Origin of the sequence: Microcoleus sp. Pol12B3 (genome assembly GCF_036701355.1) — a bacterium.
Classification (GTDB): Bacteria; Cyanobacteriota; Cyanobacteriia; order Cyanobacteriales; family Microcoleaceae; genus Microcoleus.
The window spans coordinates 26,304-50,746 of the sequence record NZ_JAUBQS010000026.1 but is presented as its reverse complement, the minus strand read 5'-3'; the positions used below and the strand labels follow the sequence as shown (position 1 = coordinate 50,746).

The window sequence follows — 24,443 nt, the reverse complement described above, 5'->3', positions numbered from 1 at the left end:
GAGACGAATGAACATACTTGGAATCTCGGCGTATTACCACGACAGCGCCGCAGCCTTAATTCGCGACGGAGAAATTATCGCCGCAGCGCAGGAAGAAAGATTTTCCCGCAAAAAACACGACGCCAGATTTCCCAAGAATGCGATCGCTTATTGCTTGAAAGAAGCGAAAATAGATTTGCGGGAACTCGATCACATAGTCTTTTACGACAAACCTTTAGTCAAATTCGAGCGCCTTCTTGAAACCTATTTAGCCTACGCGCCCCAAGGTTTTAGCTCTTTCCTAAAAGCCATGCCGATATGGCTCAAAGAAAAGCTTTACCTCAAAACCATGCTCAAAAAAGATCTGGCAGCAATAGCAAACTGCAAAACGAATAAACTGCCATCTCTGCTATTTACCGAACACCACCAATCGCACGCAGCATCGGCATTTTTTCCCAGCCCCTTTGAAAAAGCAGCCGTTTTGTGCATCGACGGCGTGGGCGAGTGGGCCACAACCTCGGTTTGGTTGGGAGACGGGAACCAACTGACACCTCAGTGGGAAATAGATTTTCCCCACTCCTTGGGTTTGCTTTATTCAGCTTTCACCTATTACACCGGCTTCAAAGTCAACTCTGGTGAATACAAACTCATGGGTTTAGCTCCTTATGGCGAACCCAAGTATGTAGACAAAATTCTCAACTATTTAATCGACCTCAAAGATGACGGAACTTTCCGTTTGAACATGGATTATTTCAACTATGCAGTTGGCTTAACCATGACCAACAAGAAGTTTGACGAACTGTTTGAAGGGCCGCCGCGTCAAGCTGAAGGAAAATTGACTCAGCGAGAAATGGACATTGCAGCTTCCATTCAAGTTGTTACCGAAGAAGTTGTTTTGCGGCTTTGCAGAACAGTTAAAAAAGAATTGAATGTCGATTATCTTTGTCTTGCCGGCGGCGTTGCTCTCAACTGTGTTGCTAACGGCAGACTCTTGCGGGAAGGTATTTTCAAAGATATTTGGATTCAGCCGGCGGCGGGAGATGCTGGCGGTGCATTGGGTGCGGCTTTGGCGATTTGGTACCAATATTGCGAACAAACTCGCACTGTGAGCGCGAATTCGACAGCAAATAGTATAGAATCCCTCAAAACTGAACTGGTCACTACAAACGCAGCGGTTGATGAGAGGACTGAAGTTCTCACTGCAAACCAAGCGGTGGCAACTGTGGCTAAGTCTGTTGCTCATTTAACTTGTCACGATCAAATGCGTGGCTCATATTTGGGGCCGAGATTTACTGACGCAGAAATTCTCGAATATTTGGATGCTGTCAAAGCCAGCTATCACCGATTGGACGATGCCGAATTAATGCCGCAGTTGGCGGAAATTTTGGAACAGGGAAATGTGGTGGGATGGTTCCAGGGGCGGATGGAATTTGGGCCGCGAGCTCTGGGCGGTCGATCGATCATTGGGGATCCCCGCAGTGCTAAAATGCAGTCCGTGATGAACCTGAAAATTAAATATCGGGAATCATTTCGACCTTTTGCGCCGTCAATTTTAGCCGAACGAGTTGCCGATTATTTCGAGATTGACCATTCTAGCCCTTATATGCTATTGGTAGCACCTGTCAAGTCCAGTCTCCGCATTCCGATGACTGCAGAACAAGAGCAGTTGTTTGGCATTGAAAAGCTCAACATTCCGCGATCGGAGATTCCGGCTGTCACCCACGTCGATTACTCGGCTCGCATCCAAACTGTTCACAAAGAAACCAATCCTCGCTACTATGACTTAATCAGCCATTTTGAAGAGCGATCGGGCTGTTCTATTGTGGTAAATACTTCTTTCAACGTCCGAGGCGAACCGATTGTTTGCACTCCAGAAGATGCTTACCGCTGTTTCATGCGAACCGAAATGGACTATCTGGTTTTGGAAAATTACTTGCTTCCCAAGTCCGAACAAATTCCTTGGAAACAAGATGATGCTTGGAAAAATGAATTTGAACTAGATTAGTCATTAGTTATTAGTTATTAGTTATTAGTTGGTACGAATAACTAATAACTAATAACTAATTCCCAATTCCCAACTCCCCATTTCTAATGAGCGACGAAATTAAAAAACTCGACAAAAAAGGCTTGCGCGATTTCGGGCTGCTAATTGGTGGCTTGATTGCAGTGCTGTTCGGTTTAGCAGTACCTTTACTGAGGCGACATTCTCTACCTTGGTGGCCCTGGGCGATCGGCGCAGTCCTAATCGTGCTAGCATTGGTGGCGCCGAAATCGCTGAATCCCGTTTATCACGCGTGGATGCGCTTTGGACTTATTCTTAACAAAATCGAAACGCCGATCGTCCTAGGGATAGTTTTTTACCTGATAATTTGGCCGATGGGAGTTATTAAAAGCCTGTTGGGCGAAGATGCCATGCGGCGAAAACTCAATCCGAAAATGGATACTTACCGCGTCCCAAGTAAAGCAAGAACAAAAGTTAGTATGGAGCGTCCTTTCTAAGTGTTTGAATCAACATTAGACTTTCTCAAAGATTTGTGGGCGTTTATGAGAGAACGCCAAAAGTATTGGCTGTTGCCGTTAATTGTGACTTTAGTCTTTTTGGGAGCTTTGATTGTATTGAGTCACGGTTCTGTGATTGCTCCGTTTATTTACACCCTGTTTTGAAAGAATGAGCAAGTTGAAAAATTTGGGTGTCAATTTAGGTTTGACACTCGGCGGTTTATTTATGGGGGTGGTAATTGGTGAAGTTGGGTTGCGAGTTGCTAGAGTTGAGGGATATCCAAAAATAGGAGATTTCGTAGAGTCGGCGCCAACTCGTTTCCACACTTCCGATCCAAATTTGGGCTGGAAGCTGAAACCGGGTGCGTCGGGGGAGTGGAATGGGGAAGGTGCGAGTTTTGTGCAGGTGAATAGCGAGGGTTTGCGCGATCGCGAACATACAAAAGCAAAACCTCCAAATACTTTGCGGGTGGCGGTTTTGGGCGATTCTTTCACCGAAGCAATTCACGTACCTGTCGAACAAACATTCTGGTCGAAATTGGAACGAAAGTTAGGCAACTGCGAGGCCGTTAAGGGACGCAAAAAAGTTGAGGTCATCAATTTCGGCGTGCAGGGTTACGGTACTGCTCAAGAATTAATTATGCTGCGAAAAAAAGTGTGGGATTACAGTCCTGATATTGTAATTCTTGCTTTTTTTATTGGCAATGATGTGATAAATAATTCTCCGAAACTGGAATACGATCGCTACCGACCATTTTTTGCTTATGATGCTAGCGGCAAGTTAGTACCGGATATGTCTTTTCGCAACCTGGCGCCGATCGATCGCAACGAAAGAGCAGTTTCCTTCGTAGATCGAATGCCCAGTTTGATCGTCAACAATTCGCGAATTTTGCAGGTCATAAAAAAAGTAGACTTAGATCGGAAAAAGCGGGAGTTATCGGGGGACTTTACCACTTTAAGTACCCTGAACCTCAAGGAACCTCAAGATGCAGTTTGGCAAGAGGCTTGGAAGGTGACAGAGGGTTTGATTGTGACGATGCGGAATGAAGTCGTGCAGAAAAATGCTGATTTCTTAGTTGTGACAATCGGCGATCCGATGCAAGTTCGACCGGAGGCCGAGAGGCGAAAAAATTTTATGGAAAAGAACAACATTCAGGATTTGTTTTATCCCGATAAGCGGCTGGAAAAATTGGGCGCACGCGAGGGTTTTCGGGTACTAAATTTATCCGAACAGATCCAAGGTTACACTGAAAAATATCAAGTTTGCGCCCACGGTTTTGAGAATTCTGTACCCTGTGGGGGTCACTGGAATGAACTCGGACACCGACTGGCTAGTATCCTGATCAACCGAAATTTGTGCCAAAATTTGAAGCAGTCTCAACTCCCCAAAAAACAACCGTAAGCCGTCAAATTCAAATTTCATGAAAGATTCAACGATATTCAAAAAAAGCAAAAATATCTTCATTATAATCGCGGTTAATTTGGCGATCGCCTTTATTTGTCTGGAAGCTTTGTCGCTAGCTTTTTATTTTATCAACCAAAAGCAGTTTTTTTATACCAGAACTAAAGCCAAAGAAAAAGTAGTAGAAGATATTGAAAGGATCGGCATTAGACTGGATGAATCTATCGTAGAAAGACTGCACCCACTTTTTGGCTATGTACTCAAACAAGGTGCTTTCACTAATGAAAAATTAAAGTTAAAAGTCAACAAACACGGCTTTTTTTCCCTCTACGAATATCCCTTTGTTAAAAGCAATAAAAATCAAGTTATTATCGGAGTATTTGGCGGTTCAGTTGCGAATAACTTTGCAGTAGATGAATACGTAACTCGTAGATTGTCTAACAAATTGAAAACTTATCCAGAATTTGCGAACAAGGAAATTATTGTTTTAAATTTTGGCAACGGTGGCTACAAACAGCCCCAACAATTATTAATTTTAAATTACTTTCTGGCTTTGGGTCAAGAGTTAGATTTAGTCATCAATATTGACGGTTTTAACGAAGTAGCACTGTCAAATTTAAATAACAAAGCCCAAGTAGAAATAGGAATGCCAAGCGTTCAGCACATACAGCCTCTGACTGGTTTAGCCAACAACAACTTGTCACCGGAAGCTATGAGCTCTATCGTGCAAATTAACGAAAATAAAAAACAGTTGAAAGCAGGTATTGACAAATTGCAAACTTGTCAGCTTGCTTTGTGTCACGCTGTTACCTCGCTACAGGTGCAACAATTAGTCAACAATTACCAGCAAGCCGTTGTCAAGTACGATAGGCAAGTCAAAGAATCCAACCCAAACACGGCAAATAGCGGTATAGTATACATTCCCAAAGCAGACTTTGTTTTGCAGGATGTCGCTGCTTTTGACAAAATGGCATCAATATGGTACGAATCGTCGATCGGGATGAATCAAATTTTATCAAGTAGAAAGATTAAGTATTTTCACGTTATCCAGCCCAACCAGTATTATCCCACTAAGCGAGCGTTTACCGCCAAGGAAAACGAAATTGCGATCGACCAGAATAGCCCTTACATTGAAGGTGTGAAAAAAGGTTACCCGGTGATCTTGTCCAAAGTCGATGATTTGCAAAAAGCTGGGGTTAATGTTTTTAACGCAGTGAATATTTTAGATAATACAAAAGAGACGGTTTACAAAGATGCCTGCTGCCACTATAATTCCGTCGGAGACGAATTATTGGCAAACTATGTTTCTAGTTCCATTATTAAAGTAGTAAGAGAGTCGAAATAGAGGTTTATGAAAGATTTAAAATTACTCAAAAAAGGACAAGAATTTCTCAAGATAACTTTGATTAATTTATTGCTTTTACTGGTTTTCCTCGAGCTTGGCTCCTTGGGATGGTATTTTGTCAAGCACAAGCAATTTTTCTATACTAGAGAAAAGACGCAAGATAAATCTGCCTTGGGAATTAATTTAGAAGGAGTGCGACTCAATGAGTCTATAGTCGAAAGATTTCATCCTTTTTTTGGGTTTATTCAGAAACCAGGCCTTGACTTTCGCCCCGGCTTTAAAAATAACAACTATGGGTTTATCTCACCTTACGATTACCCTTTCAAAAAGACTAAACCCAATCAATTTATTATCGGAGTTTTTGGCGGTTCTGTGGCTTCTAATTATGGAATATTTGAAGTTCAAAATAAAATTTTACCTCAATACCTCAAGCAGCTTCCGGGTTTGAAAGATAAAGAATTTGTAATTTTGTCTTTTGCTACCGGCGGCTACAAACAACCCCAGCAATTATTGATTTTAAACTATTTTTTGGCTTTAGGGCAAGAATTGGATCTGGTCGTCAATATAGATGGTTTTAATGAAGTAGCACTTTCTAACTTAAACAATAAAAATCAAGTCGATTTGGCGATGCCAAGCATTCAGCATATTTTACCGCTGACTAGCTTGGCGAATAATAGCCTTTCTACCAAAGCTATGAAAGCAACTATCAGAATCCAAGAAAATAAAGCTAGGATTAATCAGGGTTTGGAACGTTTGCAAAACTGTTCTTTCGCTGCGTGCGATGCTTTGACTTCTGTTTACGTTCAAAATCTAGTTAATAACTATAAAACCGATGTTATTAAATTTGAAAAAGAACGGAATAAACAAAAAAAAGATGACAGCGGCAGCGTTATTTACATCAATACTAATAAATCGGTTTTACAGGATTCAGTAGCTTTTCAAGAAATGGCGTTAAATTGGGCAAAAAGTTCAATTTTTATGCACAAAGTTCTGTCTGCTAGTAATGTGCCTTATTTTCATGTTCTTCAGCCTAATCAATATTATCAGACGAAAAGAGTGTTTCCTGAAGCCGAAAAGCAGATTGCTTTTAACAAGGATACTCCTTATGCTAAAGCTGTGCAAATTGGATATCCGGCTCTTTTCAAAAAGTTTCCTAATTTGGAAAAAAATAATATTAATCTAGTGAATGCTGTCAATGTTTTTGACAAGACTAAAGAGGCTGTTTATGTAGATAGCTGCTGCCACTACAATCAAGCTGGAGAGGTAGTTTTTAGCAATTATGTGGGCCGTTCTATTCTGGAATCTTTGCGGAAAGATGCGGCTAGAAGCAAAAAGAAGTAGGTCGGAAATATTCGCGGAATGGTCAATGTAGGGTGCGCCTAGCGCACCTTACCGCTGAGTTTAAATTTTAGGTTGTTGGTTGGGTTCTAGATCGATCGCCCGCTGAGTCGATCGGCATTACCAAGATTTTATCAACTCGGTTCCCGTCCATATCGACTACTTCCACGCGCAAACCATTCCACTCAAAATGCTCGGCTGCTGTGGGAATTTTGCCCAAATTAGTAATCACAAAACCGCCCATTGTGTGGTAACTTCCTTTGTGTTCTGCTGACAATTCTTCAATTCCAAACAACTCAAAAAAATCTTCGACTGCTAGCATTCCGTCTAACAGCCAAGAACCGTCTTCGCGCTGCACGGCTTGAGGCTCGTCTGCATCTTCAATAGAGGGAAAGTCCCCCACCAATTCGACTAAAATGTCGTTGACTGTGACCAATCCTTGAATCACCCCGTATTCGTCTACTACCAAGGCAATTTGATTGCTAGATTGTTTGAACAGTTCTAATACTTTTAAACCCCGCGTGCTTTCCGGTACAAATAACGGTCGCCGTAAAGAAGCGCTTAAATCGAGGGGTTGACCAGTTAAAGTCCGCGACAGCATATCAGTAACGTGTACTAAACCGACAACGTTGTCGAGTCCTCCCTGACACACCGGAAACCGAGAATGACCGCTGCCGAGCATTTTTTGGCGATTTTCTTCTACTGAGTCGTCGAGGTCGAGCCAGGTAAGATCGGGACGCGGGGTCATTAAGGCGCTGACTCGCCGATCGCCCAAACGAAAGACTCTTTCCACCATATCTTGTTCGGCTTCTTCAAAGGTTCCGGCTTCGGTTCCTTGCTCGATTAAAACTTTAATTTCCTCTTCTGTAACTTGCGGTTCTGTCGAGGGCGATATCCTCAGCATTCGCATCACCAAGTCAGTGGAATGACTTAACAGATAAACCGCAGGAGCGCCAATTTTTGAGAGCATTCGCATGGGAATGGCGACGCTTGAAGCGATCGGCTCTGGGTTGTTGAGTGCCAGCCGCTTTGGCACCAGTTCGCCGATAATTAAGGTCAGATAAGTGATGGTTAAAACTGCTACTACTGACGCGATCGTCTGAGAGTAGGGCGCCAGGGCCGGAACCAGCCGCAACAAAGGCTCTACCCTTTTAGCAATTGTCGTTTCTCCGAAAGCGCCCGACAGAATGGCCAGCATCGTAATCCCGATTTGAACTGTCGGCAAGAACTGATTGGGGGCATTAGCCAGATCCAAGGCTATGCGGGCATTGGCTGAACCTTGGTTGGCCATCTGTTGCAGTCTCACCTTCCGTACAGAGATGATGGCCATCTCTGACATCACAAACAAGCCATTGAGGAAAATTAGCAAGAGAACAATCAGAATATCGGTACTTGGGGACATTTCTAAAATTTTCGGTAGTAACGGCGAAGCGCTCTGCCCGGTTAAAGGAGAAGCCTGCAAGCTGCGAATCTCGATGGCAAAATCGAAATTTTTTCTAAACCTGTCACTAGATTAACGGAACTGGCTCAATCGCGATCGCAGGATCGAGATATTAAAGCAGAAATCTATCGCCAGTTAAGTTCCCAGGCGTCAACCGCAGAGCGGTACAATCATGGATGTTTGTCGTACAATCTCCTTAACAGGCAAAGGGAAAGAGCCGGAGCCGATCGGGGATTAAAATTAAAAGCGCATGACTTTCTCTTCAATAATTCGTACCCTGGGGCGATCGCCCCTAGCCACAGAACTTCTCAACAAGCTCAAACGGCATCGCTGCTTGCAACTGTCCGGCATCGCCCGTTTGCCTAAAGGTTTAGTAGCTTCCGCCCTCGCACAGCAAGAGGGGCGAAACTTATTGGCAGTAACAGCTACTTTAGAAGAAGCCGGTCGCTGGGTGGCTTCTTTAGAGGCGATGGGCTGGCAAACCGTACATTTTTACCCGACTTCGGAGACCTCACCCTACGAGCTATCTTACTCCGACGAAAATGAAATGACGTGGGGGCAAATGCAGGTGCTGGCGGATTTGGTGGATAAGGAAGAAAAAACCGCCAATCAGTCGAAGCCGATCGCGATTGTAGCTACCGAAAGAGCTCTCCAGTCTCACTTGCCGCCGCCTGCTGCTTTTGAACCCTACTGTCTGACGCTAAAGCGAGGTGCGGTTCAAGACTCGAAGATTTTAGACCGCCAACTTGCTTCAATGGGCTACGATCGGGTGGCTCTGGTGGAAATGGAGGGTCAATGGAGCCGTCGGGGCGATATTGTCGATGTGTTTCCGGTGGCGGCTGAGTTGCCGGTGCGGCTGGAGTGGTTTGGGGATGATTTGGAACAAATTCGGGAGTTTGACCCGTCTTCGCAGCGATCGCTCGATAAGGTCGAGCGATTAGTTTTAACTCCTACTAATTTTAATACAATTATTAAAGCAGTTTTAGCTGAAAAAAATATTGACGAAATCAACCGCGTAGGCTCTATTGACACAGAAGAAAATGAAACCGAAAAATTTGTCCGCCGGCTGTTGGGTTTAGCGTTTGAAAAACCTGCATCTTTGTTGGATTATTTGCCCGAAAATACTTTAGTTGTTATTGACGAGCCGCAAGGGTGCGAAGCTCACAGCGACCGCTGGTTTGAGAATGCACAGGAACAGTGGAATAATTGCAATCGCGAATCGGAAGTTTCTGGTGCGGGAACAGACAACTTGCCAATTGCTAATTTGAAAGTTCCGAAAATTCACCGCACTTTTGCTGAATCTATGGTCGATGTCGCAGCTTTCGACAGGCTAGAACTTTCAGAATTGGCAGAAGATTCTACGGCTAAAAAATTTCAAAGCTCTGCGGAGGGCGACCAACTACCGTCTGCGATTAATTTGGCTTCTCGGCCTGTGCCGGTGATGCCTCACCAATTTGCTAAGCTGTCTCAAATGCTCAGGGAAGAGCGCGATCGGGGTTTTACCATTTTTCTGGTTTCTGCTCAACCGAGCCGATCGGTTTCTCTGCTGTCGGAACACGACTGTCCGGCTCAGTTTGTGGTAAATCCGCGCGATTATTTGGCGATCGATAAGTTGCAATTGCAGCACATTCCGGTTGCTTTGAAGTACAGCGGCTTAGCAGAATTAGAAGGGTTTATTCTGCCGACTTTTCGGATTGTTTTAATTACCGATCGGGAATTTTACGGTCAGCATTCTCTTGCTACTTTTAGCTACGTCCGCAAGCGCCGCCGCGCTGCTTCTAAGCAAGTAGACCCGAATAAATTAAGCCCTGGTGATTATGTGGTTCACCGCCAGCACGGAGTGGGAAAATTTATCAAGTTAGAACGTTTGACTATCGATCGGGAAACTCGCGAATATTTGCTGATACAATACGCTGACGGTACTCTGAGAGTGGCGGCAGATCAATTGGGCGCTTTGTCGAGGTTTCGGACGGTAGGCGATAAAGTACCGGATCTAAACAAGCTGACAGGTCAAACTTGGGAAAAAACTAAAACAAAGGTTCGCAAAGCTGTTAAAAAATTGGCAGTGGATTTGCTGAATCTTTATGCTAAAAGAGCTAAACAAACAGGTTACGCTTTTCCTCCTGATATGCCTTGGCAACAAGAATTAGAGGATTCTTTTCCTTACCAGCCAACGCCGGATCAGTTGAAGGCAACTCAGGATGTGAAACGCGACATGGAGGGCGATCGACCGATGGATCGCTTGGTCTGCGGCGATGTCGGTTTTGGCAAGACAGAAGTTGCTCTGAGAGCGATTTTTAAGGCGGTTACGGCGGGCAAGCAGGTGGCTTTGCTCGCGCCGACGACGATTTTGACCCAACAACACTATCACACGCTCTCGGAGCGTTTTTCCCCTTATCCGATCGAAGTTGGTTTGCTCAATCGCTTTCGCACTGAAACCGAGCGCCGGGAGATTCACAAGCGTTTGGCGACTGGGGAATTAGACGTGATTGTCGGTACTCAAGCTGTTTTGAGCAAAGCGATTAAATTTCGGGATTTGGGTTTGTTGGTGGTGGATGAAGAACAGCGGTTTGGGGTTAAGCAAAAGGAAGCGATTAAAGCTCTCAAAACAGAGGTAGATGTTCTGACTCTGACAGCAACGCCGATTCCCCGGACTTTGTATATGTCGCTGTCGGGGATTCGCGAGATGAGTTTAATTGCGACTCCGCCTCCCAGCAGGCGCCCGATTCAGACGCATTTGGCTCCCTATAACCCGGAAACGGTGCGATCGGCAATTCGTCAAGAGTTGGACAGGGGCGGTCAGGTTTTTTACGTGGTGCCGCGGATTGAGGGGATTGATGAGTTGGCGGATAAGTTGCAGGAGATGGTTCCGGGGGCGAGAATTGCCATCGCCCACGGTCAAATGGAGGCTTCGGAATTAGAATCGATCATGCTGACTTTCAGTGCGGCGGAGTTCGATATTTTGGTGTGTACGACGATTATTGAGTCGGGTTTGGATATTCCGCGAGTCAATACCATTTTAATTGAGGACGCGCAGCGGTTTGGTTTGGGTCAACTGTACCAGTTGCGGGGACGGGTGGGACGCGCGGGGATTCAAGCTCACGCTTGGCTGTTTTATCCCAAGCAGAACCAACTGTCGGATGCTGCAAGGCAGAGGTTGCGGGCAATTCAAGAGTTTGCCCAGTTGGGATCGGGCTATCAGTTGGCCGTCCGAGATATGGAAATTCGCGGTTCGGGTGATGTTTTGGGTACTGAACAGTCTGGCCAAATGGAGGCGATCGGTTTTGATTTGTATGCTGAAATGTTAGAGGAGGCTATTCGGGAAATCAAGGGTCAGGAAATTCCGAAAGTGGAGGACGCGCAAATCGACCTCACTTTGACGGCGTTTATTCCTGCCGATTACATCGCAGATTTGGATCAAAAGATGAGCGCTTACCGGTCTGTGGCTTCTGCTAATACCCCTGAAGAATTACAGCAGATTCAGGCTGATTGGTGCGATCGTTACGGGCCAATTCCTCTTCCCGCCCAGCAACTTATCCGTATTGTCGAACTCAAACAAATCGCTAAAAAAATTGGTTTTTCTCGGATAAAACCGGAGAATAAGCAGCACATTGTGTTGGAAACACCTATGGAGGAGCCTGCTTGGAATTTGCTTAAGGCTAAGTTGCCGGAACATTTGCAAGCTCGTTTTGTCTACAGCAAGGGGAAGGTTACTATTCGAGGTATGGCTGTTTTGACGGCCCAAAAGCAATTGGATAATTTGATTGATTGGCTGGGTAAAATGCAGAACGCTTTGCCGGAAGCAAATCTTTAATTTTGATATATAATCGCCCAATCTAGCGCCCTGCCGAAACCACAGAATTATACCGATAGAACCGGAAAAAATATTACTGCTGTTTTCATGATTGTTTTAGCGACAGAAAGGATTAAAATCGTGAAAAGGTTAGTGAATGTTTTTTTGGCGATCGCCCTACTGCAAGGAGTGCCTATGGCGGTTCAATCTCAAGAAATAATTGACCCGATCGAGCGGGTTGTGAGTGCAGGGTTGATGAATAAAGATGCCAGTGGCAATTTTCATGCTGAGGGTCTTGTCAGTCGCGCTGATTTGGCGGTGATTTTAGTAAAAACTTTTGGTTTGGAACGGCGGAAAACAGCTCAGAAACCGGATCGGGAATTGCCGGACGTACCGAAGAGTTACTCGGCTTACAGTGCTATTCAAACTGTTTTGAAAACGGGAACAATGAGTGGATATCGCGACGGAATGTTTTTCCCAAATCAAAGGGTGACTCGCGCTGAAGCTTTGGCGATTTTTGCTCAAGCTTACGGGGTTTTTCAGTTTCCCGATGCCAGTATTTCCGAGATTTTAGCTAAGTATCCAGATGCAGGGGAAATTCCTAATTGGGCTAGAAAGTCTATTGCTACTGCACTTTATGAAGGGTTTGTTAATGTTGAACTCGGAACTAATAAGATTAATCCTTTGAAGCCGATGACTCGCTGGGATATCGCTTACGCTTTGAGCAAGTATTTGGAGCGGCAGATAAGGCCGACTTCTTTGCCTGTCCCGGACGAGCAGCCTCCCGATCGCGGCGTGGGAAGGTGATAGTGTTGACTTGTGATATTCTTTCCGGTTACACCGGAATGATGTTGACGGTTGACGGTTGACGGTTGACTGTCAACCGTCAACTCGAATTTACTATTCCGATGCTAACGGATTTGATATGAGTTAAAAAGTCGATCGCCCGCCATGCAAAATCCCGGAGATTTGGTGACTGTAAAAGCAGCCATCAAACCCCCAGGATTTAAAGTTTTCCTCTTAAACGAGGCTCAAATTATCCCCAGTGAGCTTTAACTCAATCAGCAGTAGCCAATTCGGTACTGCCACCACCGCGCTTCCGCGTCAGGGTATTGAAAAGCATCTGACCAACTGCTTTAATCAAATTGCCTTCTAACTCCATGAACATCTTCATGTTCATGCCAAAAGCTGCATTAGCTTCGTCAACAATTCGCTCTGCAGTTGCTTCGTCAATCGGCAGTTCATTCATTGCCTGACGGTAGTTAGCCTTGAATTCTTTTTCATCAGGAATATCCTGGAATTCATAGAAAGCAGTGCCTTCTCCATCGGAAAGATTCATCCCGCGCTGGGCAATTCCCTTCAGGATTTGTCCGCCAGATAAATCGCCAAGGTAGCGAGTATAAGAGTGAGCTACTAACAGTTCTGGTGCTGTCGCCGAAATCTCGTGAATTCGCTCCACATAAGCTTTAGCTGCGGCTGACGGAGCTACTTGTTCGCGCCAATTTGCACCGTAGTAGTAAAATAAATCTTGCTCTAAGCTTTGTTTGCGATTCAACTCAGAAAAGTAAATTTTTGAAACAACCGGATGCTGCTTTTGGCGTTCCATTTCCTCTTCGATTGCCGAGTAGACAAAGTAGAGGTTTCCTACTAACTTCCGGTAAGAAGTTTTTTCTACAACGCCTTTTAAAAAACACTTGACAAAACCGACGTTTTCTGCCATTGTGTGGGATTTTTTCGTTCCCTCACGCAATTTGGTCGCTAAATTGATGCTCATGCTATATTTGTCCAACCTTCTATTTTTGTGGTAGCTGATGGATGCGCCAAAAATCTAAAATTTACCTAAGTGTTTACCTTAGATCGATTTGATGAGAGATTGTATTAATTTTTATAACAAAACCTAGAAACATCAAACGGCCCTGATGCCCGATCGCCCGAAAGGGCAGAAGGCATCAGGACCACAAAAGTTTAGTCATTAGTCGTCAGTGGTTAGCTAACAGCTAATAGCTGAGGACTAATGGCTAATTTAGATGTCCAAGTCAAGGAGGTTGAGTTTCGGGCCGTAGGTTTCGATGAATTCCCGGCGGGGGGCGACACGATCGCCCATTAAGATCGTAAAGATGCGATCGGCTTCAGCAGCATCTTCAATTTCCACCCGTTTCAGCGTCCGAGTTTCTGGGTTCATCGTTGTATCCCACAACTGTGTCGGCATCATTTCCCCCAAACCTTTGAACCGCTGAACGGTGTAGTTAGCATTCGCCGGAAATTCGTTGCGGACGAGATTGTTCATTTCGCGATCGCTGTAACAGTAGTAATGATTGCGTCCGCGTTCCACTTTATAGAGAGGAGGACAAGCAATATAGATGTAACCTTGTTCTACAAGTGCGCGCTGGTAGCGGTAGAAGAAAGTCAGCAACAGGGTGCGGATGTGCGCGCCATCTACGTCAGCGTCAGTCATAATTACGATGTGGTGATACCGCAATTGCCCCGGATCGAATTCTTCGCCTTTGATACCCAAACCCAGGGCTGTAATTAACGACTGAATTTCGTTATTTTTATAGATTTTGGCATCGTCTGTTTTCTCAATGTTGAGAATTTTACCGCGCAAAGGCAGGATTGCTTGGAATTGGCGATCGCGCCCTTGTTTCGCCGATCCGCCTGCAGAATCGCCTTCCACCAGGTAGATCTCTGACAGGGCGGGGTCTCTGGAACTACAGTCCGCTAATTTTCCAGGCAAAGGAGACGATTCTAAAACGGATTTTCGGCGCACTAAATCGCGGGCACGGCGGGCGGCTTCAGCGGCCTTAAATGCCTGAATTGCTTTTTCCAAAATAGCGTCAGCTACTTGGGGGCGAAACTCTAAATATTCTGTCAATACTTCGCCTACCAAGGAATCGACAATTCCCCGAACTTCTGTATTTCCTAGCTTAGTTTTAGTTTGACCTTCAAATTCCGGGTCTGGGACTTTGACCGAAATCACTGCTGTCAAACCTTCGCGAACGTTTTCGCCGGCGAGGTTGGGCTCGTTTTCTTTGATTTTGTTACGCTTGCGGGCGAACGAATTCATCGTCCGCGTCAAAACAGCCTTCAAACCTTCTAAGTGCGTGCCTCCGTCGATCGTCCGAATGTTGTTAGCAAAACCGAGAACGTTGTCGCTAAAAGCATCGACGCACCACTGCAAAGCCACTTCTATCTGCACGTTGTTGCGTTCTCCTTGCACGTAGATCACTTCTTCGTGCAGAGGCTGCTTTTCGCGGTTCATGTAGGCGATATATTCCTTGATTCCGCCCTCGTAACAGTAGGTTTCGACGCGCGGTTCGCTACTTTTGAGCAGTTCCAAACGGTGATCGCTAAACGTAATTCTCACGCCCGCATTCAAGTAACCCAATTCTCGCAAGCGCCCGGCGAGTGTAGTGTAATCAAATTCAATGCCAGTGCTAAATATTTGAGTATCTGGCAAGAAAGAAACTGAAGTGCCGGTGCGAGTGCCTTTGTGGGGCTTGACATTAAGTTCCGTAACTGGATTGCCTCTTTCGTAGCGCTGTAAATGTTCTTTTTGGTCGCGCCAAACTGTCACTTCTACCCACTCGGACAGCGCGTTAACAACAGAAATACCTACACCGTGCAATCCTCCAGAAACCTTGTAGCCACCACCGCCAAATTTACCGCCGGCGTGAAGTACAGTCATTACTGTTTCTATTCCTGATTTGCCAGTCTTGGCAACTATGCCGGTCGGAATACCCCGGCCGTCGTCTGTCACGGTAACGGAACCGTCGGCGTTGATGTCAATCTCGATGTGAGTGCAGTGGCCAGCCAGCGCCTCATCTATGGAATTGTCCACAACCTCGTAAACTAGATGGTGGAGTCCTCGCGGGCCGGTGGTACCGATGTACATCCCCGGTCGTTTACGGACTGCTTCGAGACCTTCGAGAACTTGAATCTGGTCGGCGCTGTAGCTGCTGGTCATACAAAAATAGCTCCAATAATGAGGCCTCAAGCCCCGAAAGCTTCTAAAATGATAAAACTTCTAAAATTATAGCACAAAACCGTTAAAGGCGATGCTAGGGCTTTCTGAAGGGAAATTTATCGGGGGGACGGAGGGGAATTGTTTTGAGATTACTCAAAGGCTCCAGGGGCAGATCGCGGTGAATCAGTGGATGGAGAGAGGCGAAAGCCTGGATACGAGAAGATTTGAGAGTTTTTATAGGGAAATTTGCGACAGCTTATGCCTAGATTAATTACGATTTGCGGGGCGACGGCGACGGGGAAGTCTGGAGTGGCTTTGGCTTTGGCGGGGCGACTGCAATCCTCGATCCTGAGTGCGGACTCCCGTCAAGTCTACCGCGAATTTGACATCGGAACCGCAAAACCGACGGCGGTCGATCGCACTTGTGTACCGCATCACTTAATTGACATCTGCGATCCGACAGCAACTCTGACACTAGCAGATTACCAACAGCAAGCTCAAAAACTAATGGCTGATGTCGATTTTCCCCTGTCTCCCCCCCTGTTGTTGGTGGGAGGGACGGGCTTATATATTAAATCTATCGTGCGCGGTTTGAAAATTCCGAGAGTAGCGCCGATGCCCGAATTGCGATCGCAACTTGCAGAACTCGGACAATCTCAATGTTACGCGATGTTGCAGCAGGTCGATCGGTCTGCCGCTGAGAAAATTCACCTCAATGATCCAGTAAGAACTTTAAGAGCACTGGAAGTATTTTATGTCACCGGTCGCCCTATTTCCGAACAGCAGGGCGAAAATCCTCCCAATTATCCTATTTTACAAATTGGGTTGGATTGCGCGATCGATGTTTTGGTCGATCGGATCGAACAGCGCACAGAACAAATGCTAGAACGCGGTTGGATTGCCGAAGTAGAATATTTGTGTAAAAAATACGGCTGCGACTTGCCACTGTTGAACACGCTGGGCTATCAGGAAATGAAACAATATTTGGCGGGGGACATTAAGCTTGAAGAAGCTAAAGAATTAACAATTTTGCACACGAGGCAATTTGCCAAGAGACAGCGGACTTGGTTTCGAGCTTATCCTGAAATTGAATGGTTTGATGTTAGCACGCCAGATTTATTGGAGCGAGTTTGGCAGAGAGTGCAGGAGTTTGTCAATTGATTTTTATCGAGATTAAAGATTTTATTAACCGCAGATGAACGCTAATTAACGCTGATGTAATTTAAATTGATTTGCTAGTTTTTCAACTACAGCAATTCTGATTTTTGCGTTAACTTTGAGTCGGTAAGATTTCTCTAATTCTTTGCCGAAATAAACGCACAGCCGCCCGCTGTCCGATTGTTCTGCTTTGTTCGATGAGACCTGGAATTTCGGCAACGGGTAAAAAGGGAAAAGCTAAACTGCGATCGCACATTTTATATTTTCCATCTACAAGTTGATAAACTTGCAGAGATTCCCGCCGATACCTCCAAAGTTCGGGAACACCAAGAGCAGCATAAATTGTAAACTTATTGATAGAAGAATTTGTGTAATCTGACTCTATTGCTAAATCCGGCGGCGGGTCATTTGGCAAATTGATATTTCTGCCTCTAACTAAAGATTCATTTTGAATGTAGAAACAGGAATCAGGTTCTACAGCACGAGTTAAATCTTCTCGTTCAAGAGTCAGCGAACCAAGACTCCTAAGTTCAATTTCCAGTTCATCTACAATGACTTCAACAAAGCTTTCTATCAGTCGTTTGGGTTCTTCGTGTTCTTCCAGCGGCATCCTGATTTCTAATACTCCTTCATCGTAAGCAATTCTCCAAGCTCTATCGTCCCCAACATCTACCAGCAATGCTTTAAAAGTTGACCAACTGACACCTTTTAAAATAACTCGGTTTTCTGGGGTATTTTGCTGCTCGATGGGAGTTGATGTTGTTGTTACCATTTAACAAGTCCTTGGTAGCTTCATCTATTTTTATTATAGAGGATAATAGGAGGTTTTTTTTCTCGTTCCCAGGCAGAGCCTGGGAATGCCTAAATCCGATGCTCTGCCTTGCGGTAATAGGGAGGCAGAGCCTCCGGATCTGCTTTCCTAGGCAGAGCCTAGAAACGAGGGGAAATCCGTCAATTAACTGTACAAACTAGCTACATATTCGCCGTAACCGTTATAGGGCAAAGTCGGGCGAGTTTCCCACGACCAACTGTTACCGGGGCCGACTATCCGTTCGCTGGCCTGCGACCATCTCGGGTGCGGTTTGTCCGGTTCGACATTTGCTTCAAAGGCGTATTCGTTGGGACCGATTGTATTCCAAAAAGTGGCGGGCTGTTTTTCGACAAATTCAATTTTGACGATCGACTTTGCGCCCTTAAAACCGTATTTCCAAGGAATTACTTGCCGCAGCGGCGCACCATTTTGTTTTGGTAGTCTTCGGCCATACAAGCCTGTGGCAAAAAATGCTAAATCATTAGCCATTTCTTCAATTCGCAGACCTTCGGTATAAGGCCAAGGATAAAATTGCGACATCAAACCGGGGCCTGGAGTAATTTTTGGATCGTAAAATGAGGTAAAGCGAACGAATTTAGCCTTCGATTGCGGTTCGACATCTGCCATCAGTAATTTCATGGGAAATCCGACCCAAGGAACTACCATTGCCCACGCTTCTACACAGCGAAATCGATAAACTCGTTCTTCGATGGGAAATTTTTTGTAGAGGTCGTCAATATCATAAGTGCGGGGATTTTTTACTAAACCGCCTACTTCTACTTTCCAGTTTTCTGTTGGCAAAGCTTGAGCGGCTTGCCAAATAGATTTTGTGCCGCCGTATTCGTAAAAATTGTTGTATTTTGTAGCTAAGGCTTCGTCGGTAATCGCTCGATCGACTTTTGCAAAGGCGGGATTCCGGCTCAATTCCGAATATGCTTGGGTTGAGCTTTGCTCCAGAGCAGTTTTTGAGCTAGCATTGCTTTGACAGCCGGCCAGCGGCAGCAGCGAAGCAGTCACGCCGGCGCCAATTAAATTTGTCATGAAGCGGCGGCGGTTGAGAAATGCTGTTTCTGGGGTAATTTGGGGTTCGAGAATTTCCCAAGGTTTGGGAACGCGAATTAACGGCATAAGTAATAGTTAAAAGTTAGTAGTTAGTTTGGCAAAAGTTGCCTAATTTTTAATCTGTTAGTCGATTTGAGATTTGAGATTTGAGGTTTGAGATTGACTCCATAGAACAAACAAGTGCGGATATTTGGCAATGCCTCGCGATTGCTTTGGCAATGCTTGCGATCGCACTGAAAGTATTCGCAATGACAGTATAACGTAATTCGGTAACAGCAAATCCAGCCGAGCGACCGCTCGCGCGAGCACTCGATCGACCTATTAAACCTCGCTCGCAGGAAAGTCAGCAATTATTTACGCGCGATCGACCAAAGCCATTGTGGCGAAAATCTGGGAAACAATTATGATCAAGCAAAGATTCCAATTATTTAATTTGTCCACAGGAAGCGGCACGCACCGCCCCGCTTTCCTCCCCCACCAGCAATAATGTCGGACGGGGGTCTCCAGCGGAAAGACAAATGAGTTACTGCACCAATCCCCATTGCCAGAATCCCCAAAATCTCGATCGCGCGACAGTCTGCAAAAGTTGCGAGTCGAACTTGCTCCTAAAAGGTCGCTACCGAGTCTTTCACACCCTCGGTCAAAGTCTCACTTGCCGCACCTTCTTAGCAGTAGATGAAGACCAACCTTCGCAACCCCGCTGCGTTATTCAACAGTTCTGCGGTCCCGCAGCAGCCGCAGACGGTGGCACACAGCCAAACCGGATATTTCGCGGCTCAGCCTCAGTTCTCGACGAGTTGGGCAAACATCCGCAAATACCGAAACTGCTGGCATCTTTTGAACTCGAAGGCTGCCAGTATTTAGTGCAAGAATACATCGAAGGCCGCAATTTAGCCGATCGGCTTTCAGAAAAAGGTGTTGTTAAAGAAATTCAAATTTGGTATCTGCTGGGCGAATTGTTGCCAGTCCTGCAATTTGTTCACGAACATCAACTGATTCACGGAGATATCAAACCGTCCAATATTATTCACCGGAAAACTCCCCAAGCATCCCCAGCTTTGGCAGGGAAAGAGGATTTACATTTCGTGTCCCAAGAAAGTGCCTCTGGGCTAGTTTTAGTCGATTTCGGCGCGGCTATTCCGGCAAATAGCGGGCCGCTGAAAACAGAAACGGTCACAGGTTCTGCTGAATACGCGGCCCCGGAACAAATTAAAGGCCAAGCAATTAAAAGCAGCGACATCTACAGTTTGGGCGTTACTTGCATTCACTTGTTAACGGGAATGTCGCCGTTTGATTTGTTTGACATTAAAGCCGAAAGTTGGACTTGGAGAGATTATTTGAAAGTACCAGTGTCGGCGCGACTCGGCCGCATTCTGGATAAAATGGTGCAGCGAGAACCATCAAAACGCTATCGCTCAACCGAGGCAATTCTCACAGACATGAAATACGGCCCGGCACCGGTAGACGTGATTCTCAGCAAACCCAAGTGGAGTTTAGCCATGTGGGGAGCAAGTGCGGTTGCCCTGCTGTCCGTAGTGCTGGGTGTTCGCTTCCCATCTCCTGCACCGCAGGCTTTCACTTCTTCTGAGCCTGTTTCTAGCATTCCCGAAATTCGGTTCAATCCGCCCCCGATGCAGGATTTCAACGGTGAGGCATCGCAATCCCGGCCCGCAGTGCGGACTCTGGCGGATCAAGACAAAAACCCGGTTTGGGCGGTAGCAGTCGCTCCCAACGGTCGCGTGATTGTCAGCGGGAACAACGACGGCACAATTCACCTGCTGCACAAGCGTCACGGCAAGCTGCTCAAGGTTTTAGCAGGACATTTGGGACCGGTGTGGTCGGTGGCTGTCAGTCCCGACGGCAGGACGATCGCCAGTGGTGGCGTTGACGGTACGATTAAATTGTGGAATTTCTATTCTGGCAGGTTAATTCAGACTTTGGACGGACACCAAGACGGCGTGTTCTCGGTGGTTTTCAGTCCCGACAGCCAAACCTTAGCCAGTGTCGGTAAGGACAAAACTTTGAAGCTGTGGCAAGTCGAAGGCGGGGCCGAGTTGGAAACTCTCAAGCGGGTTTTTGATGAGGTGCAGTCGGTGGCTTTCAGTCCCGATCGAGAAACTTTGGCGATCGGCAGCAGCGACGGTAAGATCGGCCTGTGGAACTGGCAGACTGGGGAATTGAAAGAAACTCTGTGGGGTCATTCCGAGGGGGTTTGGTCTCTGGCCATCAGCCCCGACGGTCAAACTCTAGCCAGCGGTAGTTGGGACAACACGGTGAAGTTGTGGGATATCAGCGCAAATAATCAGTTCCGGCAGTCCAACGGTTCTCTGCTACGGACTTTGATCGGCCATTCCGACAAGGTTAAGTCCTTGGCTTTCAGTCCCGACGGAGACAAGCTGGCCAGCGCCGATTTGAGCGGGACTATCAAGCTGTGGCGGATGGGTTCCGGCGAAATCGCGGGCACGCTGAAAGGTCATTCTACCTGGGTGGAATTGGCTTTTAATCCTCAAGACAAAACTCTGATCAGCGGCAGTTTTGACGACACGATTAAGGTGTGGCGGCTGTCTCCTTGATTTTTGCGATCGCCCGGAGTTAGATATACACTTTTAAGAAAGGACAGTCTCAACAAACTCTGATTGGGTGGTGGGGCTGTCTTTTTCTTAGGTCATATCATTTCCGGTTACACCGGAATGATGTTCAGTGTTGACGGTTGACGGTTGACGGTTGACGGTTGACGGTGAACTAGAATTTACTATTCCGATGCTAACGGATTTGATATCAACCTTCATATATAACCTTTCTCAGTTAGAAATAAAAAATAATATCATGTGCGGTAAATTACCCATTATAGAATTCGTTTGTAGTAATGACTTTAGTCTTTATTAGCTAAAAGCTTTTACAAAGGACTCTTCTTCCTCACTACAAACTTATGATGCTTATATCGCCAGACATGATATAATCACTGACTAATAACTAATGATATCAATTCCGGTTGTATCGGAATGATTAAACCACAGAGGGCACAGAGGACACAGAGAAAGAGAAGAGAGAGATAATAATTCCGATGTCAACGGATTTGATATGACTAATGACTAATAACTAATAACTAATAACTAATAACTAATAACTAATGACTAAAACCAAATTCCCGATCGCCCTTCCGCTTTCCTGCATTTCGTGGGCGGCGACAATCTCATCTAAAGCAAACCGCCCAGCAATAACGTGGCGCAAAACTCCAGCTTTCAAACAAGTTGTAATATCTTCTGCAGCTTGTTGATGCGCTGCTTTGTCCATCATATAAACTAGCACGTAATGTACGGTAAGATTTTTGTAAATTAAGGAGTACACTGGAATTTGAGGCGCTACATCCGAATCCGAAGCATAGGTGGCGAGGGTGCCGTTGCGTTTGAGCGCTTTTAAATTAGTTTCCAAGTTGCTAGCAAAGTCAACTTCAATTGCGCGATCGACTCCTTCCCCTTTCGTAATTTCTTTGAGGCGCGCCGCCACATCTTCGGCTTTGTAATTGATAATATAATTAGCTCCTGCAGCTTTGGCAATTTCTACTTTTTCCGCAGAACTTACAGTCGCAATTACAGTTGCTCCGCCCCATTTTGCTAATTGAATTGCATAATTTCCAACAGCACCCGCGCCGCCCGTAACTAATATTGTTTTCCCCGTAACAGCACCATCTTTAAAAACGCAATTGTGAGCTGTCATTGCGGGTACTCCCAAACAAGCACCTTCTACAAATTCTGTATTATCTGGCAGAAAAACCGCTTGTTCGCTGGGTACAACCACATATTCCGCCGCCGTACCCAATCGCCGGGGCAATGTAGCTTCATAAATCCAAACACGTTCGCCAATTCGTGACGGCGGCACGCTTTCTCCTACTGATTCAATTATTCCTGCACCGTCGTTGTGGGGAATGACTCGCTGGTGTCGCATTGTGAGTCCGCCCCAACCGCTGCGCTGCTTGACATCGGAGGGGTTAATGCCGGATGTGTGTACTTTAATCAGCACTTCACCTGCACCCAATTCGGGAACATCCATTTCGCCAATTTTGAGTACATCTTTGGCGTTGCCGATTTGTTCGTAGTAAGCAGCTTTCACAGTTGTTTGCTCCTGATGTTTTTAATCTTCCTAAACCCGCCCCGCGTTACTTTAGGCAGTCCCGCCGTTAACGCGGATATTTTGTCCGGTAATCCACCGGGCTTGGTCGCTGCACAAAAAAGCCGTCACATCGGCAATATCTTCAACTTTTCCGAGTCTTCCCAAAGCAGCCATTTGAGTAAATCTTTGTATTTGTTCGGGGGTTTTGCCGACTGTAAAGAGTTCTGTATCCGTTGGACCCGGAGAAATCACATTAACTGTAATTTGGCGATCGCCCAATTCCTTAGCCAGCGATCGAGTTAGCTGTTCCACCGCGCCTTTTGTCGCCACGTAAGCCCCGTAAGTTGGCAGTAGCATCGCCGTTGTCGAACTGGAAAAATTGACAATTCTTCCTCCGTCTGCCATCCGTTTAGCAGCTTCTTGACAAGCAAAAAACGTGCCTTTGACGTTAATTGCAAAAAGATTATCAAACTCTGCTTCCGTAACTTCCGCTACAGGTTTGTAAAGAATTACTCCTGCATTATTGACTAAAATATCGATTTGTGAATATGTTTCCAGAGTGCGATCGAACAAATCGCGAATTTCTGCGGTTTTGCTGACATCGGCTTGCACGGCTAATGCTTTGCCGCTTGCTGCTTCAATCGCTGACACAACCTCTTTAGCCTGTTCTACGCCTCTGGCGTAGTTGACGACCACTGATGCGCCTTCTTGGGATAATCGGAGGGCGATCGCGCGTCCAATTCCCCGCGATGCACCAGTCACAATTGCCACTTTTCCTGCTAGTGATGCCATGAGATTTCCTCTGCAATTAGTGTTGATGCTAGTTCAAAATAATCATACTATTTTTTCGCCATTCCGGTACACAAACAAATTTAAAATCTCACACATTTAGAATATCACTCGAAATGGCGGTTGCTAACTAACAGTTGTGGTAAAGTAGTATCGGCTGTTAAAGTAAAATCTATGACCGTAAATTCCGAGTTAGCAGAGCAGTATTTGTCAACGGGCGAGACCCTCCAGAAATCAGGAAAACTTGAGGAGGCGATCGCTCAATATCAAAAATTACTAGCCATTCAGCCGGATAGTGCGATCGCACTCAACAAGGTAGCTGAAATCTATTATACCCAACAGAAATATGTAGAGGCGATCGCCTCTTGTTACCAAGCACTTCGCCAGCAACCCAATTTCGCCCCCGCCTACAAAACTCTAGGCAATATCCTGCAAGCCCAAGGTAAAATAGACGCGGCGATTCGCGCCTACTCCAAGGCGATCGAATTTGATCCTAATTTTGTCGAAGCCTATGTTAACTTGGGCAGTATGTTTTACAAACAAGGCCAGCTCGATGACGCCATAACTTACTATCAAAAATCTATTGTTATTCAACCAGATTTAGCCGTCGCTTATTGGAATTTAGGCAAAAGTTTGGAAGAGCAAGGTCGAATCAATGAAGGTTTATTTTATCAAAAAAAAGCTCTAAATTTACAGCCGGAGTTAGAAGGTAGAAGCAATTCAGTAAAAAATCACACTTACTGAAGAGGAAT

The 24,443-nt window shown here is 45.7% G+C and carries 18 protein-coding genes; 11 read left to right on the top strand and 7 right to left on the bottom strand.

What is annotated here, in order from left to right:
* The first annotated feature begins 7 nt into the window (after positions 1-7).
* From QUA53_RS15080 to QUA53_RS15055, 6 genes are all read left to right on the top strand, one after another.
* Positions 8-1,984: a carbamoyltransferase gene (locus tag QUA53_RS15080; protein ID WP_333098158.1), complete on the top strand. Its 1,977-nt coding sequence runs from the start codon at positions 8-10 to the stop codon at positions 1,982-1,984.
* Positions 1,985-2,070: 86 nt separating this feature from the next.
* Positions 2,071-2,478: an SxtJ family membrane protein gene (locus QUA53_RS15075; protein ID WP_333069520.1), complete on the top strand. Its 408-nt coding sequence runs from the start codon at positions 2,071-2,073 to the stop codon at positions 2,476-2,478.
* Complete coding sequence (locus QUA53_RS15070; protein ID WP_333069521.1) at positions 2,479-2,643, top strand: DUF5989 family protein; 165 nt, start codon at positions 2,479-2,481, stop codon at positions 2,641-2,643.
* Between the two features lie 4 nt (positions 2,644-2,647).
* Positions 2,648-3,880, top strand: a complete 1,233-nt coding sequence (locus QUA53_RS15065; RefSeq protein WP_333098159.1) for an SGNH/GDSL hydrolase family protein — start codon at positions 2,648-2,650, stop codon at positions 3,878-3,880.
* 19 nt (positions 3,881-3,899) lie between these two features.
* Complete coding sequence (locus QUA53_RS15060; RefSeq protein WP_333098161.1) at positions 3,900-5,225, top strand: hypothetical protein; 1,326 nt, start codon at positions 3,900-3,902, stop codon at positions 5,223-5,225.
* A 6-nt stretch (positions 5,226-5,231) separates the two neighbouring features.
* Positions 5,232-6,566 carry a hypothetical protein gene (locus QUA53_RS15055; RefSeq protein WP_333098164.1) on the top strand — a complete coding sequence of 445 codons (1,335 nt, stop codon included), beginning with the start codon at positions 5,232-5,234 and terminating at the stop codon, positions 6,564-6,566.
* Between the two features lie 67 nt (positions 6,567-6,633).
* Here QUA53_RS15055 and QUA53_RS15050 read toward each other — a convergent pair whose 3' ends face one another.
* Entirely contained in the window at positions 6,634-7,965 is a 1,332-nt protein-coding gene (locus QUA53_RS15050; protein ID WP_333098166.1) for a hemolysin family protein, read from the bottom strand.
* A 289-nt stretch (positions 7,966-8,254) separates the two neighbouring features.
* Here QUA53_RS15050 and mfd point away from each other — a divergent pair, with 289 nt between their 5' ends.
* Complete coding sequence (gene mfd, locus QUA53_RS15045) at positions 8,255-11,818, top strand: transcription-repair coupling factor (protein ID WP_333098168.1); 3,564 nt, start codon at positions 8,255-8,257, stop codon at positions 11,816-11,818.
* 132 nt (positions 11,819-11,950) lie between these two features.
* The gene (locus tag QUA53_RS15040; protein ID WP_333149153.1) at positions 11,951-12,604 is read left to right on the top strand and encodes an S-layer homology domain-containing protein; all 654 of its coding nucleotides are present in this window, start codon (positions 11,951-11,953) and stop codon (positions 12,602-12,604) included.
* Positions 12,605-12,854: 250 nt separating this feature from the next.
* Here the strand turns inward: QUA53_RS15040 and QUA53_RS15035 are convergent, their stop codons facing one another.
* Both QUA53_RS15035 and gyrB read right to left on the bottom strand, forming a co-directional pair.
* Entirely contained in the window at positions 12,855-13,571 is a 717-nt protein-coding gene (locus QUA53_RS15035) for a heme oxygenase (biliverdin-producing) (RefSeq protein WP_333069533.1), read from the bottom strand.
* A 249-nt stretch (positions 13,572-13,820) separates the two neighbouring features.
* Positions 13,821-15,761, bottom strand: coding sequence for a DNA topoisomerase (ATP-hydrolyzing) subunit B (gyrB, locus tag QUA53_RS15030; RefSeq protein WP_190734614.1), 1,941 nt, complete (start codon positions 15,759-15,761; stop codon positions 13,821-13,823).
* A 258-nt stretch (positions 15,762-16,019) separates the two neighbouring features.
* Between gyrB and miaA the strand changes: the two genes are divergently transcribed.
* On the top strand, positions 16,020-16,922 hold the full coding sequence (gene miaA / locus QUA53_RS15025) for a tRNA (adenosine(37)-N6)-dimethylallyltransferase MiaA (RefSeq protein WP_333098170.1): 903 nt from the start codon (positions 16,020-16,022) through the stop codon (positions 16,920-16,922).
* A 109-nt stretch (positions 16,923-17,031) separates the two neighbouring features.
* On the opposite strand, the gene QUA53_RS15020 is transcribed toward miaA, so the two are convergent.
* Positions 17,032-17,691: a Uma2 family endonuclease gene (locus QUA53_RS15020; protein ID WP_333098171.1), complete on the bottom strand. Its 660-nt coding sequence runs from the start codon at positions 17,689-17,691 to the stop codon at positions 17,032-17,034.
* Positions 17,692-17,874: 183 nt separating this feature from the next.
* Positions 17,875-18,858, bottom strand: coding sequence for a protein-methionine-sulfoxide reductase catalytic subunit MsrP (gene msrP / locus QUA53_RS15015; protein WP_333098172.1), 984 nt, complete (start codon positions 18,856-18,858; stop codon positions 17,875-17,877).
* A 452-nt stretch (positions 18,859-19,310) separates the two neighbouring features.
* Here msrP and QUA53_RS15010 point away from each other — a divergent pair, with 452 nt between their 5' ends.
* Positions 19,311-21,365: a serine/threonine-protein kinase gene (locus QUA53_RS15010; protein ID WP_333098174.1), complete on the top strand. Its 2,055-nt coding sequence runs from the start codon at positions 19,311-19,313 to the stop codon at positions 21,363-21,365.
* A gap of 547 nt (positions 21,366-21,912) precedes the next feature.
* On the opposite strand, the gene QUA53_RS15005 is transcribed toward QUA53_RS15010, so the two are convergent.
* Positions 21,913-22,902 (bottom strand): NADPH:quinone reductase, encoded by a 990-nt coding sequence (locus QUA53_RS15005; RefSeq protein WP_333098175.1) that lies wholly within the window; start codon positions 22,900-22,902, stop codon positions 21,913-21,915.
* A 51-nt stretch (positions 22,903-22,953) separates the two neighbouring features.
* Entirely contained in the window at positions 22,954-23,694 is a 741-nt protein-coding gene (locus QUA53_RS15000) for an SDR family oxidoreductase (protein ID WP_333098176.1), read from the bottom strand.
* Positions 23,695-23,865: 171 nt separating this feature from the next.
* Here QUA53_RS15000 and QUA53_RS14995 point away from each other — a divergent pair, with 171 nt between their 5' ends.
* Complete coding sequence (locus tag QUA53_RS14995; RefSeq protein ID WP_333098177.1) at positions 23,866-24,435, top strand: tetratricopeptide repeat protein; 570 nt, start codon at positions 23,866-23,868, stop codon at positions 24,433-24,435.
* Positions 24,436-24,443 lie beyond the last annotated feature (8 nt).